Source organism: Bradyrhizobium sp. BR 10289 (assembly GCF_019455385.1).
Taxonomy (GTDB): Bacteria; Pseudomonadota; Alphaproteobacteria; order Rhizobiales; family Xanthobacteraceae; genus Bradyrhizobium.
On record NZ_JACOFR010000005.1, the window covers coordinates 61,017 to 74,139 of the forward strand.

General features: G+C 61.1%; 15 protein-coding genes and 1 pseudogene. 11 read left to right on the top strand and 5 right to left on the bottom strand.

All coding sequences use genetic code 11. The features are described 5' to 3' along the window. Window positions 1-201: 201 nt before the first annotated feature. Both HYH08_RS11355 and ligD read right to left on the bottom strand, forming a co-directional pair. The gene (locus HYH08_RS11355; protein WP_220009880.1) at window positions 202-372 is read right to left on the bottom strand and encodes a hypothetical protein; all 171 of its coding nucleotides are present in this window, start codon (window positions 370-372) and stop codon (window positions 202-204) included. Beyond that, a complete protein-coding gene (ligD, locus tag HYH08_RS11360; protein ID WP_220009881.1) occupies window positions 372-1,295 on the bottom strand; it encodes a non-homologous end-joining DNA ligase in 924 nt (307 codons plus the stop codon). The genes HYH08_RS11355 and ligD overlap by 1 nt, the downstream gene beginning before the upstream one ends. A 136-nt stretch (window positions 1,296-1,431) precedes the next feature. Here ligD and HYH08_RS11365 point away from each other — a divergent pair, with 136 nt between their 5' ends. Beyond that, entirely contained in the window at window positions 1,432-1,617 is a 186-nt protein-coding gene (locus tag HYH08_RS11365) for a DUF3606 domain-containing protein (protein WP_220009882.1), read from the top strand. Window positions 1,618-1,838: 221 nt separating this feature from the next. Further along, window positions 1,839-2,198: a hypothetical protein gene (locus tag HYH08_RS11370; RefSeq protein WP_220009883.1), complete on the top strand. Its 360-nt coding sequence runs from the start codon at window positions 1,839-1,841 to the stop codon at window positions 2,196-2,198. A gap of 16 nt (window positions 2,199-2,214) precedes the next feature. On the opposite strand, the gene HYH08_RS11375 is transcribed toward HYH08_RS11370, so the two are convergent. Further along, window positions 2,215-3,015, bottom strand: coding sequence for a hypothetical protein (locus tag HYH08_RS11375; protein WP_220009884.1), 801 nt, complete (start codon window positions 3,013-3,015; stop codon window positions 2,215-2,217). 263 nt (window positions 3,016-3,278) lie between these two features. Continuing rightward, on the bottom strand, window positions 3,279-3,662 hold the full coding sequence (locus HYH08_RS11380; RefSeq protein ID WP_220009885.1) for a hypothetical protein: 384 nt from the start codon (window positions 3,660-3,662) through the stop codon (window positions 3,279-3,281). 429 nt (window positions 3,663-4,091) lie between these two features. Here HYH08_RS11380 and HYH08_RS11385 point away from each other — a divergent pair, with 429 nt between their 5' ends. The 7 genes and pseudogenes from HYH08_RS11385 to HYH08_RS11415 all read left to right on the top strand — a co-directional run bounded on the left by HYH08_RS11385 (window position 4,092) and on the right by HYH08_RS11415 (window position 9,245). Then, on the top strand, window positions 4,092-4,532 hold the full coding sequence (locus tag HYH08_RS11385; RefSeq protein ID WP_349631415.1) for a hypothetical protein: 441 nt from the start codon (window positions 4,092-4,094) through the stop codon (window positions 4,530-4,532). A 396-nt stretch (window positions 4,533-4,928) separates the two neighbouring features. Next, a pseudogene (locus HYH08_RS37875) lies at window positions 4,929-5,126 on the top strand (hypothetical protein); the annotation flags it as partial. Beyond that, window positions 5,123-5,422 (top strand): hypothetical protein, encoded by a 300-nt coding sequence (locus HYH08_RS11395; RefSeq protein WP_220009886.1) that lies wholly within the window; start codon window positions 5,123-5,125, stop codon window positions 5,420-5,422. The pseudogene HYH08_RS37875 and the gene HYH08_RS11395, both read left to right, overlap by 4 nt. 63 nt (window positions 5,423-5,485) lie before the next feature. Then, on the top strand, window positions 5,486-5,914 hold the full coding sequence (locus tag HYH08_RS11400) for a GNAT family N-acetyltransferase (protein WP_220009887.1): 429 nt from the start codon (window positions 5,486-5,488) through the stop codon (window positions 5,912-5,914). A gap of 174 nt (window positions 5,915-6,088) precedes the next feature. Then, window positions 6,089-7,363: a CaiB/BaiF CoA transferase family protein gene (locus HYH08_RS11405; protein ID WP_220009888.1), complete on the top strand. Its 1,275-nt coding sequence runs from the start codon at window positions 6,089-6,091 to the stop codon at window positions 7,361-7,363. A gap of 85 nt (window positions 7,364-7,448) precedes the next feature. After that, the gene (locus HYH08_RS11410) at window positions 7,449-8,678 is read left to right on the top strand and encodes an acyl-CoA dehydrogenase family protein (protein ID WP_220009889.1); all 1,230 of its coding nucleotides are present in this window, start codon (window positions 7,449-7,451) and stop codon (window positions 8,676-8,678) included. Window positions 8,679-8,687: 9 nt separating this feature from the next. Continuing rightward, entirely contained in the window at window positions 8,688-9,245 is a 558-nt protein-coding gene (locus tag HYH08_RS11415; RefSeq protein ID WP_220009890.1) for a flavin reductase family protein, read from the top strand. 28 nt (window positions 9,246-9,273) lie between these two features. Here HYH08_RS11415 and HYH08_RS11420 read toward each other — a convergent pair whose 3' ends face one another. Then, a complete protein-coding gene (locus HYH08_RS11420) occupies window positions 9,274-10,182 on the bottom strand; it encodes an NAD(P)-dependent oxidoreductase (RefSeq protein WP_220009891.1) in 909 nt (302 codons plus the stop codon). Window positions 10,183-10,357: 175 nt separating this feature from the next. On the opposite strand from HYH08_RS11420, the gene HYH08_RS11425 reads away from it, so the two are divergent. Together HYH08_RS11425 and ilvD are read left to right on the top strand one after the other, a co-directional pair. After that, entirely contained in the window at window positions 10,358-11,341 is a 984-nt protein-coding gene (locus tag HYH08_RS11425; RefSeq protein ID WP_220010123.1) for an ABC transporter substrate-binding protein, read from the top strand. A gap of 78 nt (window positions 11,342-11,419) precedes the next feature. Beyond that, window positions 11,420-13,114, top strand: coding sequence for a dihydroxy-acid dehydratase (gene ilvD, locus HYH08_RS11430; protein WP_220009892.1), 1,695 nt, complete (start codon window positions 11,420-11,422; stop codon window positions 13,112-13,114). Window positions 13,115-13,123 lie beyond the last annotated feature (9 nt).

The window sequence follows — 13,123 nt, forward strand, 5'->3', positions numbered from 1 at the left end:
GCCATACTGGCTGTCGTAGGTGTGGAAAACTTTTCGGCGCACGCCAAAAGCTAATGTTGTGTCGGCTCCTCTTCGACAGGTTCACCGTGTTGGTGCTCCAGCGCCTCGCCAAGGTCGCGACAGTCAAACCGCTCCCCGCAAGTTGGGCAATCCATGAAGTGATCTTCCTCGCTCGTCGGCTGCCAGCCCACAGTACGGAATTTAAACCTCGTCACGAGCCTCTGCCTCTTTTGCCGCCGCATTTACCTTTGCTCGATCGCGTCGTTCTTCCGGTGCGAGCATAATCACCGCTTCGTGCAGCCATGAAGGTATTGTCATCGAGCTGTCGCGCGGCTTTTGCGCCCAGGCCCACCACTGATCAAACGCGTCCATCAGAGGTCCTCCCTCAAGCCCTTGAAAAACGGATGCCGCAATTTGCCCTCGGCGGACTTGGCGCGATACTCGATCTCCGCGAGCAGCTTCGGCTCCACCCAGATGCCCTTATGCGCAATGCGCTTGGCATAGGGTTGCGTCTTCCGAACGAGCGGCTTCAACTTTTTCTGGAGTTCGGCTGCCGACGTCTTGTCGAAGCCGTGATCAACCCTGCCGGCGTAGATCAGGTCATCGCCCTTGCGGCGTCCGAGATACATGCCATCCCATTTGCCTTCGTCGAGCACGAAGCCGGCAATGGTCAGCGTCTCGCGTTGCGCGCAGGTTGTCTTGACCCAGTAGTTGCCGCGCCCGCTTGTATAAGGGCTATTCCGTACCTTCGAGACAACGCCTTCAAGGCCGATCTTGCAGGCGTGGGTGAACATCTCTCGCCCGTCGATCTCGAAACTTTCGCTGAACTGCACATCGGTGCCGGAGACGATCTTCTTGAGCGCGGCCTTGCGCTCGATCAGCGGCAGCTTGCGAAGGTCGCGGCCGTCCAGATAGAGCAGGTCGAATGCAACGAGCACGATCTTTGAGGATGTGCCTTTTGTTTCGTTCTGAAGCACCGCGAAGTCGGTCGTACCATCAGCGGCAGGGACGACGACTTCGCCATCGATGATCGCCGAGCCCGCCTTGATGTGCCAGGCATCAGCGGCGACCTTCTTGAAGCGCTTGGTCCAGTCAAGGCCGCTGCGGGTGAAAACTTTGACGGACTCGTTGGCGAGGTGCACCTGCACGCGATAGCCGTCGAACTTGATTTCGTGAATCCATCTTTCCCCGGACGGCACCCTCTCGATCGAGGTTGCCATGGCCGGTTTGATAAAGCCGGGGAAGGGCGCCTTGACGCCGATCGCCACTGACTTCCGATGACGCTGCGACGCCACTGAACAACTCCACGCAACAAACACTTCGATTCGAATCTTTGCGGCGGGATTCGTTCCGCCGTCTCATGAGGTGCCGGAAGAGCAGAGGGAACCAATTGAATCCCATAGCGTTTCTCACATGCATGGAGGTGCAGCTATGGCGAAAGCGAAAAAGCAGACTGCTCGCGGTCGAAAGCAGGACCGCGCGCGCGTGGCGGGCGGGCAGAAGTACGAAGTCGCGTACGAAGCAAAGAAGACCGGCCGCTCGGCCTCGGCCGTGAAGAAGGCCGTCAAGAAGGTGGGCAGCAGCCGGAAGAAGGTCGAGCGCAAGCTGAGCCGCTGATACCTTGAGTTCGTGAGAGTGGTGGAAGCCGGCCGCGTGAGCGACCGGCTTTTTTGCGCCGTCTTCGCCAAGAATCTCCCCAGCTCAGGAACTGAGTCAGTCACGATGGCATTGGTGCCTGCCGGCTCGCCGCCGAGCTGGCGGAGCGGCCCCGGCCATACCCCCAGCCCCCCTGCAAGCCGGGGCCTGCTCTCGCCACTGCGTAGTTGTGGGAGTAGTGTATGCGTTCATCGCCCTCGATCATCCCGACCGACCGCCTCGACCGGGAGATTTATCTGGTGCTTGAGGACTTTGGCGCGCGCGCCGGCTGCGCCTGGCGCGAGACCGACGAACAGGACACCGACCGCGACACCATCATTCGCGATTTGCTCTCCGGCCAGTACACCTATCCCGTGCGGATCGTCGCCTTCAACGCCATCGAGGGCCACGCACGCGATGCGACCAGCGAGATCGCAGATGCGCTGGCGGAAGCGGCCGCCGATAATGCGGAGATCACTCCGGCACTACAGGCGTTCATCACCGCGAATGCGCAACAGCCTTTCTACTTTCAATTGGCACTCCCTCTGCGTGAATCTGCCTGAGCGATCTTGCATGAGTTTAACGACTGCAGGCCGACGGATCGCGCACCGCTGAGGGAGGAATGAACTCAAGCTTCTTGGTGTCTTTTGCTTCCAGCCAGTAAAATCGGCTCGCTGGATTGACGACGAGCGATCCCGAACTAAAGCTACGAATAATCGCGACGGGGGTACGCGACTGAGTGCCGTCCTCCTTCAAGCAAGCCAATGGAACTTGCACGCGTGCGTTGAGGATATCCTCCCCATCCTGACCGCCGAGGAAATGTGCAAACAATACTGCGCAAGCTACCATTGAAAGATAGAGACCGACTTTTCCCAAAGGCACATTCACTTCGAAGATTGGAGAAGAGACGAACATCAGAAGGACGACAACGATTGAATAAGCCGACACCCTACTGGGATCATCGCCGATCTCTGGATGGGTTTCTCGGAACCCAGGCACGAACATCATGGCGATGGCAAGAAACGACACGATCCCAAACCCCACCCACCCGAACCCGGAAATGCCACTCTTCCGTAACTTCTGCGCCCATTCAGGATACCCGGACATATCGCCCCAAAATGGAATGAGAAGTCGACCCGCGAAAATCGAGATAACAATCGGCCATAGCACCCGCCATTCCGACGCTCTATCCGCCACGGTTGTCGTCGAGATTACGTCAAAGCCGATCGCGTCGCCGTATCCCCATTCGTATGCATAGGCGGCTATCGCTGCGGTCGACACAGCAAACCCTGAGAAGACTGCCCACTCTTTTCCTGGAAAGATGCTGTCAAAAGCACCCGTGCTTTTTGCGGCAGAGTTGGTTTCAGCGGGTTCTGTCACATCAGCCCTCGCGACGCGGGGAGATAGCGTTTCAGAAAAACACAACTAAACTCTATGCGTGATTTGGCAGTTGGTCAAAGAGTTGCTTCTAGCGATCAGCAACCGATTGCGGCGCAGTGTTGAGCGGCAATCTCGGGCTGGCTTGGCGAGCATATTCGTTTTTTCGCAAAAAGTGCTTGACCCGTCGGGCAAAACAGTGCCATAGTGACATCATCGAAAGAGTTCGGTTCAGCCCGCGCGGAGCGATCCGCTAGCGGGTTTTTTCATTTTGGCGACGGAGTAGAACTGGCTTCCTTGGCGCCTTCCGCCGCCATTACCTGGAACGGGGATGCGGGATCGCGCGAGCAGCGGTGATACATCAGAAAGGCGTCGGGAACGTCGACGCGCCGGAGGCCGATCTCGGATTCCGAGACGATCCTGAACTTCGGATCCCCCGCGATCGGCGTGTGCGGAATGAACGCCGGGCTGCCGCAGCTGGTCACGACGCAAAACGTGACCGAGAACTGATCGTCCTCGTTGCGCCAGATCTTCAGGCCATAGCTCTTCGCGCAGTCGCGCTTCCAGACACCGGAGAAATCCGGGGCCTCTTCGGCGAGTGCCGGGCTGGAGATGACGAGCAGGGAGAGCAGAAGGGCGAAGGTTCGCATGGGAATTCCTCGGGCAGACGCGATGGCTCAGGCTTAAGGCCATTCGCGTCGTCCCGGCGTGATGGCCCGCACATGCCGGCGCCGCGAGCAGATGTTGCCGCGGTCGGTGGCGGCGACCGATCGACCGAAGAAAAATTCGCAAAAAACGAAATAGAGCTTGACCCGTCGGGCAAAACAGTGGCATAGTGGCATCATCGAAAAGTTCGTAACACCCGCGCGGAGAGATCCGCCGCGGGTTTTTTCTTACCCCATTTCCGGAATCGGACGGCGCCCCACCCATCGCGGCCACGCTCTTAGCTGATACGCGTTCAGGAAGCGCCGATCGGCGTGCCGCCGTCCGAACCATTCAACGCGTCCGTGCCGAATATTTCCGGCCCTGCGACTTTTTAATACAGAACGAATGACCTTGTTTGTTGAAGGAATTTCCAGATGGATGAACCTGTCTACAAACTCGTTTCCGAAGCCGCTCTCGCAAGAGCCGCAGCTCGTCGAACTTTGAAGCAGCGAACGATTACTGAAATCAAATCCCTGGCGCGGACTCATACTGGTCTTGCGGTCAAAACCCTCGTGCAGATCATGCGCGACACGAACGCGCCCGCCTATGCGCGTGTTACCGCTGCAAACGCGATTCTTGATCGCGGGTGGGGCAAGCCGTTCCAGCCGCTGGCGAGCGAGGAGGGCAAACCCCTGGAGCTCATTCACCGGATCGAACGGGTCATCGTGCATCCCGGCGACAATGTGGTGATGGAAGCTCACATCGAGGAGAGCGTGGAGCGTGCGTCGATCAGCGTTCTCGGTAGCCTCGGGGCGGCACGGAACTTCGAGGACTCACACGACGAGCTTTGGCTAGCCGCGCAAGAGCACGCATAAAAGTTCGCAAAAAGCGAAATAGCACTTGACCCGTCGGGCAAAACAGTGGCATAGTGGCATCATCGAAAAGTTCGTAACAACCCGCGCGGAGAGATCCGCTGCGGGTTTTTTCGTACCCCGTTTTCCCGAATCGGACGGCGGCCCACGCATTGCGGCCACGCACTCGCTTGTACGCGTTGAGGGAGCGCCGATCGGCGTGCCGCCGTCCGAACCATTGCTGGCCGTGCACGCGCGAACGTGCCGGCCTTGCGGCGCCGGGCCCTGTTCGCCCGCGCCGCTGCGGTCTCCGGGCTTGACGGAGATAGGGTTCGCGCCCGAAACGATCGCGCCTCAGTCGCGATCTGCCGCGCATTTTCTTTTTCGTGGAGAGACGATGACCGCCTATCTGATATCGCTCGCGGGTACGAGCCGGACAAGTTGATGGGATATTGCGTGGCGTTCTATTTCGCAAAGCTTCTCGTCTGGGACAAGGTCCTTGGCCTCGGCTCCACGGACGCGCTGGCGGGATTCGCGGCGATCACGGCCAATCTCGTCGTCTCGTTCTACTTCGCCAAGCGCGGTTTCGAGAATGTTGCAAGGATCATCAAGCGGTGAAGATGCCAGACGATGAAATCAGGGCGATCGTTGCAGAGACGCTGGCCGAGCAGCACAGGCTCCAGCAAGACAGCATCGATGCGATCGTCTTGAAGGCGGTGGCGTCAGTGCTGGCCTCTTTCGGAATCGAAGATGACGACCGGAAGGAGCTGCGGGCTGACTTCCAACATTTGCGCCGGTGGCGCAAGAGCGTGGAGCAAGCGCAAAGCTACACTTTCAAGGCCGTCATTACCGTCATCGCCACCGGCCTGATGGGCGCCGTTTGGCTGGGCGTCAAGGTCGTGCTGGGCAAGTGAGTCTTCACTGCGGCAACACCGTTGCGCTTGCTCTCTCGTCATTCCTCACCGCCGGACCGTCTCATGTACAGAATTCGCATCGTTGATCCGTCCGATGACGATATCGCGGACACCTTGGCCGAGCTGCATCAGCTGACGTTCTTCGATGCAGCGGCCATGCCGCGATTCGATCTGGGGGCGTGGTGGCTCGCCTATCACGGCGATGACGCGGTGGCGTTTGCCGGCGCTATGCCATCGACGCACGTCCGAAACGGCGGCTACTTCTCCAGAGTCGGGGTGTTGCAACGGCATTGGGGACGGGGACTTCAACGCAGGTTGATGCGCGCGGTCGAGGCGAGGGGACGGCGTGTCGGATGGGATAGTATCGTCTCGGATACGACCGACAATCCGGTGTCGGCCAATAATTTCATTCAGGCGGGCTATCGGCTTTACGATCCCGAGGTCCCCTGGGCTTGGGCGCATACGCTTTACTGGCGAAAGCAGCTTCGCTGAGCGAGGTTTCCCTCGGCGCGGAACGCAAGGGCCCGGCAGCCTGATGGCTGCTGGGCCCTTTTTGCGTATTGAGGCGATGCCGGCGAAGCACTTGCGAAGTCGGCGGCGCCGCGCTTTAAGTTCACTCTTGCAGGAAATTCGGCAACCATAAGCCGATGTAAGGGAGCGCTGTCCATGCCCACCAAGCCTCAATTGCCGGAACGTTCGCCGCGGGCGACGGGAGGGCCGACCGCGCTCGATGGTCTGCTGGTCGTCGACTTCACGCGGGTCGTCGCGGGACCGGCCTGCACGCAGACGCTTGCCGATTTTGGCGCGCATGTCATCAAGATCGAGAACCCGGACGGCGGCGACGACACGCGCGCTTATGAGCACGCTGAGATTGGCGGCGAGAGCGCCGCTTATCTCAGCTTGAATCGTAACAAGCATGGCATCGTGCTCGATCTCGCCGTGCCCGAAGCCCGCGGGGTCGCGTTGGATCTGATCCGCAAGGCGGATGTGGTCGTCGAGAATTTCTCCAGCGGCGTGATGAAGAAATTCGGCCTCGACTATGATGCTGTTGCGCCGCTCAATCCGCGGCTCGTCTATTGCTCGATCTCGGCTTACGGGCGCACCGGACCATTCGCCTCACGCCCCGGCTTCGATCCCATCACGCAGGCGGAGAGCGGCTTCATGTCGCTCAACGGCTTTGCTGACGGCCCCGCGGTTCGTACCGGCCCGCCCATCGTGGACATGGCGACCGGCATGTCGGCGTGCAACGCCATCCTGCTGGCGCTATTGGCGCGTGATCGGCTCGGCCGCGGACAGCATGTCGAGGTCGCCCTGTTCGATGTTGCCATGGGGATGACCGGTTTCTACGGCATGGCGTATCTGATCAATGGCGAGAACCCGGGCCGCTTCGGTAACTCTCCGAGCGGTACTCCCACCGTGGGCGTCTACGAGGCCTCCGATGGGCCGCTCTATATGGCCTGCGCCAACGAACGGCTCTATCGCCGGCTGGTGGTCGAGGTGCTCAACAGGCCCGATCTCATCACCGATCCGCAATTCGCGACGCGCAAGGCGCGCTCGGAGAACAAGGAGCTCTTGCGAGCCGCCATCGCGGAAGTCTTTGCCAGCGATACCCTCGAGAACTGGATGGCGAAGATGAAGCTGGCCAATGTCCCGGTCGGCTATCTCCGGACGGTTGAGGAGGGGTTCAATGCGCCGGAGGCTCGCGAGCGCCACCGCCTGAGCCGGATTCCCCATCGCACAGCGGAATGGGTGCCTAACATCGAGCCGCCGATCAGCATGAGCGTAACGGCAGCGGTGGATCCCGTAGCCGCCCCTCTGCTGGGCGAGCATACGGAATGCGTCTTGCGAGACACGCTCGGTTACGACGAGCGTCGTATTTCGGAGTTCGCAGAGAAAGGTGTCTTTGGATCCCGAACGCCTTCGACGCCGATGCGGGCCTGAGGGCGTAGAGGGTGGCCTGAGGGGCCGCCTCGGCTTGATTTGGCTGGGTTCCCGCCGCATAAAGAAGTGAACGCGAGGGACTTGAATGTCACCTGGTCAAGAGCCGAGCACAGGTCAGCCGACGGCACGGCAAGCAGCCGATCGCTCCTATGCGGCGATGATGGCGAATGCCCGAGCGCTGATGCCGCGGTTGCGGGAGCGGGCAGCGCGGACGGAGGAGTTGCGGCAGCTTCCTCCAGAGACCGAAAAGGATCTTCACGACGCCGGTCTGTTCCGAATGCTCCAGCCGATGCGCGTCGGCGGTGCCGAGCTTGATTATGTCGCCCTTGTCGACTGCGCTGAGTTGCTAGGCCGGGCAGACGCCTCAGTGGCATGGAACCTCGCTAATCTGGCGAGCCATCACTGGATGCTCGGAATGTTCGAGCAGAAAGCGCAGGATCTGGTGTGGGGGCGCGATCCCGACACGCTGATCGCGTCCTCGTTCATTTTTCCCGCGGGGCGCGCTACGAAGGCAGAGGGTGGGTACCGGCTGCACGGCAGCTGGCCGTTCTCCTCCGGCGTTGCCTCTTGCGAATGGAACATGCTTGCAAGCGTCGTTTACTCCGACGACGAGGCTGACGGCATCGAGTATCGAATCTTCTTGCTGCCGAAAGGCGACTACAAGGTGCTGGACACCTGGAATGTCGCGGGGCTGCGCGGGACAGGCTCCTGCGACGTCGAGGTCAAGGATGCCTTTGTAGCCGATCACATGACGGTTGCCGTCGGCGATCTTGCTGGCGGCCCGACGCCCGGGAGCAGGGTCAATCCCAATCCGTCGTATCAACTGCCGGTGTTTTCGCTGTTTCCCTACGTCCTGTCGGGGGTCGCGCTCGGAAATGCGCAAGCGTGCCTTGACGATTATGCCGAGGTTGCACGTCATCGTATCTCGACCTACAACCGCGCCAAGCTCAGCGATTTCCAGAGCACGCAGATCAAAATCGCGGAGGCTTCGGCCAAGATCGACGCTGCGCGCCTGATCATGCGTTCGGCCTGCATCGACGCCATGGAAGACGCGCGGCGAGGTCATATTCCAGACATGGCCCGCAAGACCAGGTACCGGCGCGACGGAGCCTTCTCGGTCAATCTTTGCACAGACGCGGTCTCGATGCTGTTTGCAGCGAGCGGGGCTCGCGGCCTATTCACTACGGGTGTGCTGCAGCGGCAATTCCGGGATGCCCACGCGATCAACTCGCATCTCGCCTTCAATTTCGATACGGCCGGAACCAATTATGGACGCGTGGCGCTGGGCCTGCCGTCCGAAAATCTCACGCTGTGAGGCCGGCCGATGAATGACCTGCAGAAGCAGCCAGCCGTCCCCGATCCCGCCAACGAGCTCGCAAGCGACAGCTCGTCAATCGACCCGCGCGATTTTCGCAACGCACTTGGCGCATACGGAACGGGCGTCACGATCATCACCGCGACCGCTGCGGACGGAAAGCCTTACGGCATCACCTGCAATTCGTTTGCCTCGGTCTCCCTGAATCCGCCCTTGGTGCTCTGGAGTCTTGGAATCTATTCATCGAGCCTGACGGTGTTTCAGAACGCCAGCCATTTCACCGTCCATGTGCTCGGCACCTCACAGCAGGCGCTCGCCAACAGGTTTGCAAAATCGTCCGAGGACAAGTTCGCCGGCGTCGGCTGGACGCCCGGCCTCGGCAACGCTCCGGTGCTCGCCCAAAGCGTCGCCAACTTTCAATGCCGCTCCGTCAACCGCTATTATGGCGGCGATCATGTGATCTTTCTCGGCGCGGTCGAGGCCTATGCTTACAACACCGGGGAACCGCTCCTGTTCGCGCGTGGGACATACGGCCGCTTCCTGGCCGACGATGAACGCAAGAAATAGCTGTAACCCTGCGGGTCGGCTCGACAGTTCAGCGCTCTGCCGCTGAAAGCTTGTAGATCTCCAGCGCATCCGCTTCCGCCCCTCGTGCGGCTTTGGCCAACCTGAAGATTTGTCCCGCAAGAGACGCCATCGGTACCGGCGTCGAGGTCGACTGCGCGACGTCGGCAACCGTATCGAGGTCCTTCAGCATCGTGGCGATGTGCCCCAGCGGCGGCGAGTGAATGCTCTGGGCCATCCGCGGCACGAACAGCTGAAGCGGAATGGAATCCGCAAAGCCGCCGGCGAGCGCTTCGGGCAACCGGTTGGCGTCAATTCCTGCGTTCACGGCGAGGCGCGTTGCTTCCGCGAGGACGGCCATTGCACATCCGACGATCACCTGATTGCAGAGCTTTGTTGTCTGGCCAGCGCCGGTCGGGCCCATGTGGGTGAACCGGCGGGCCATGGCGAGAACGTAAGGGCGCACTCTCTCGATATCGGCGGCATCGCCGCCGGCCATGATGGCAAGCGTGCCTTCCTCGGCACCCTTTGTGCCACCTGACACGGGTGCATCAATCCAGCCTGCGCCGTTCGCGTCTTTCAGTCGCGTCGCGAGGGCGCGTGCGGCGTCAGGATGGATCGACGAGAAATCGACGACGAGCTTGCCTGCACCGGCGGCCGTCGAAAGTCCTTCGGCTCCGAAGATCACCTCTTCCACGGCGGCAGCATCCGTCACGCACATGAAGACGATGTCGGACCCAGCCAAAATCTCGCGGGGGCTAGCTGCGCGTCTGGCACCGGCCTCGACGAGCGGCGCGACCTTGCCTTCCGAGCGATTCCAGACGCTGACCTGATAGCCGGCCTTGAGCAGGCGCCGGGTCATGGGTGTTCCCATCAGTCCCAAGCCGATATAGCCGAGTCGCTCTGCGCCTTGCGGGTTTGCCTTGCTCGCGTCAGCCATAGGTTGCCTCCTCCTGTCGCAGCGCAACGGCGCGACCACCGCCTCACCATACATGGCGCATCCTGCGGCGAAACCTGCCTGCTTGCATGGCTTGCCTGATTGTTTGAACCATGAAACATTTAGGTTAGCCGGGTTGGGTGGCGCCGGTCGGCGCCGGAGCAACGGAGTGGGCGCGATGCGAACGGTTTCGAGATGGATGCTGGCAATAGGGGCGGTTGCGGCCGTGATTGCCGGAGCAAGTCCCTCACGGGCGCAGCAGACGATCCGCGTCGGCTGGACCATCCCGGCTGAGGAATCCAAATATTGGATGATGCGTCGCCCGGCCGAATTTCCCAATATCGGCAAAACCTACAACATCGAATGGACGCAGTTTCAGGGCACGGCGCCAATGACGCAGGCACTGGCGGCCGGCGCCCTGGATTGCGCGACGCAGGCGCCGCTGTCGCTCTCGAACGGTGTGGTTGGCGGCAATCTCAAGGCCTACATCGTGGCGCAGCACGTCTTCGAGAAGCCCGGCGGTTTCTCGGTCTATTGGGCCGTCATGGACGACTCGCCGATCAAGACGATTGCGGATCTCAAGGGCAAGACGGTCGGCATTTCCGTGATCGGCGGCGGCACGCAGGGGCCGTTCAACTTGCTCCTCAAGCAGAATGGTGTCGATCCCGCCAAGGATATCAAGCTGGTCGAGGTTGGCTTTGCCGTTTCCGAAGATGCCTTGCGCCAGGGCCGTGTCGACGCGGTCAACATGAACCAGCCGTTTGCCGCGCGCGCAGAAGCCAAGGGTGGCACACGGAAACTGTTCTCGCTGTCCCAGGCCATGCCGAACATCGTGCACATCCTCGAAGCCTGCCGTGCCGATTTCGTCGACAAGAACCCGGAGCTGGTCAAAGCTTATGTCCGCGACATCACGTCAGGCATGAAGAAGGCGCTGGCGAACCGCGAAGAGACCTTGAAGGTGGTCAATGAAGTTCTGAAGGCACCAATTCCGGTACTCGAGACCTACTTGCTCAAGGACAATGACTTCGGTCGAGACCCCGGTGCTGCGCCGAACTTCACTGCAATCCAGAAGATGTTGGACATCTACGCGGAGACCGGGATGTTGCCGAAGCTGGACGTTGCGCAGTTCAAGCATCCTACGATCGTTGCGCCGCTGGAATAGGCGACAGAGTGAAGTATCCGAACGAAGAGATCGCGGCGTCCTGGATCATTCGGGACGTTGCATGAAGAAGATGCACGTATGAAGAAATTGCGATCACGGGTCACGACGGACGGCCTCGACCGGGCTCCGCACCGCGCGTTCATGCGCGCCATGGGTCTCGACGATGCTGCTATTGCAAGGCCAATGGTCGGCGTCGTCAGCATGAAGGGCGAGCAGACGCCGTGCAACATGACCCACGATTTCCAGGTGGCCGCGGCCAAGACGGGAATCGAGGAGGCCGGCGGTACGCCGCGTGAGTTCTCGACCGTGTCGGTCTCCGACGGGATCAGCATGAATCACGAGGGAATGAAGTTTTCCCTGTTTTCGCGCGAGCTGATCGCCGACTCGATCGAAGCCGTGGTTCATGGGCTCGCTTATGACGCGCTGATCGGATACGGCGGGTGCGACAAGACGCTTCCCGGCGTGATGATGGGCATGGTCCGATGCAACGTGCCGTCCATCTTTATCTATGGCGGAAGTTCGCTGCCCGGACGGGTGGATGGGCGAACCCTCACGGTGCTCGACTCCTACGAGGCCGTCGGCAGCTTCATGACCGGCGAGATCGACGGCGCCACGCTCGAGCGGATCGAGCGCGCCTGCCTGCCGACCATCGGCGCGTGCGCCGGTCAGTTCACCGCGAACACGATGGGGATGGTATCGGAGGCGATGGGGCTGACCATTCCCAACGTTTCGATGGTCCCCGGTGTTTATGCCGAACGCGCGCAGATCTCGCGCCGAGCCGGCCGACTGATCATGGAGATGCTGGCGCGCGGCGGGCCGCTGCCGCGCGACATCGTGACGCGAAAATCCCTGGAGAACGGTGCCGCGATCGTGGCAGCCACTGGCGGTTCGACGAATGCGGCGCTGCATCTGCCGGCAATTGCGAACGAGGCCGGCATTGCCTTTACGATCGACGACGTCGGGGAGGTTTTCGCGAGGACGCCGTTGATTGGGAACTTGCGGCCCGGAGGCAAGTACACGGCGAAAGATGTCTACGATATCGGTGGCGCGGCCGTTGTGATCCGTGAGTTGATCCAGAGCGGCCATATCGACGGCAGTTGCCTGACGATTACAGGGCGCACGCTTGCCGAGGAGTATGGCGCGGCCAATGCCCCCGACGGAGAGATCGTTTACGCGGTGAGCGCGCCGATCATGCCGGATGGCGGCGTGGCGGTGCTGAAGGGCAACCTCTGCCCGGACGGTGCGGTCATCAAGGTCGCAGGTTTGAAGAGCCAGTTTTTCGAAGGCGTGGCGCGTGTTTTCGAAGACGAGGAAGCTTGTGTCAAAGCGGTTCGGGACCGCAGCTACAAGGCGGGCGAGGTTCTCGTGATCCGCAATGAGGGCCCGGTTGGCGGCCCCGGCATGCGCGAGATGCTTGGTGTCACGGCCCTGATCTACGGGCAGGGTATGGGAGAGAAAGTCGCCCTGATCACCGACGGTCGATTCTCCGGCGCCACCCGCGGCATGTGCATCGGCTATGTGTCGCCCGAAGCGTTCGTTGGCGGCCCGCTTGCGCTTGTTCGTGACGGAGACAGGATCCGGATTGACGCGGCGGCCCGTCGCATGGACGTGCTGATCGACGAGCAGGAACTCATGACGCGCCGCCGTGACTGGACACCACGTGCGCCGCGCCATCGGGCAGGCGCACTTGCCAAATACGCGCGACTGGTCGGCCAGGCGCCGGGTGGCGCAGTGACGCATGAGGGCCCCGCTGAATGGCCCTGGTTCGAATGATGAGCCGCT

Excerpts from the sequence above, each read along its gene's own strand:
- HYH08_RS11385 (WP_349631415.1), top strand. The coding sequence starts at position 4,092 with ATGGATGAACCTGTCTACAAACTCGTTTCCGAAGCCGCTCTCGCAAGA.
- HYH08_RS11400 (WP_220009887.1), top strand. The coding sequence starts at position 5,486 with ATGTACAGAATTCGCATCGTTGATCCGTCCGATGACGATATCGCGGAC.
- ilvD (WP_220009892.1), top strand. The coding sequence starts at position 11,420 with ATGAAGAAATTGCGATCACGGGTCACGACGGACGGCCTCGACCGGGCT.
- HYH08_RS11420 (WP_220009891.1), bottom strand. The coding sequence starts at position 10,182 with ATGGCTGACGCGAGCAAGGCAAACCCGCAAGGCGCAGAGCGACTCGGC.
- HYH08_RS11370 (WP_220009883.1), top strand. The coding sequence starts at position 1,839 with ATGCGTTCATCGCCCTCGATCATCCCGACCGACCGCCTCGACCGGGAG.
- HYH08_RS11355 (WP_220009880.1), bottom strand. The coding sequence starts at position 372 with ATGGACGCGTTTGATCAGTGGTGGGCCTGGGCGCAAAAGCCGCGCGAC.
- HYH08_RS11425 (WP_220010123.1), top strand. The coding sequence starts at position 10,358 with ATGCGAACGGTTTCGAGATGGATGCTGGCAATAGGGGCGGTTGCGGCC.
- HYH08_RS11405 (WP_220009888.1), top strand. The coding sequence starts at position 6,089 with ATGCCCACCAAGCCTCAATTGCCGGAACGTTCGCCGCGGGCGACGGGA.
- HYH08_RS11380 (WP_220009885.1), bottom strand. The coding sequence starts at position 3,662 with ATGCGAACCTTCGCCCTTCTGCTCTCCCTGCTCGTCATCTCCAGCCCG.
- HYH08_RS11415 (WP_220009890.1), top strand. The coding sequence starts at position 8,688 with ATGAATGACCTGCAGAAGCAGCCAGCCGTCCCCGATCCCGCCAACGAG.
- HYH08_RS11365 (WP_220009882.1), top strand. The coding sequence starts at position 1,432 with ATGGCGAAAGCGAAAAAGCAGACTGCTCGCGGTCGAAAGCAGGACCGC.
- HYH08_RS11410 (WP_220009889.1), top strand. The coding sequence starts at position 7,449 with ATGTCACCTGGTCAAGAGCCGAGCACAGGTCAGCCGACGGCACGGCAA.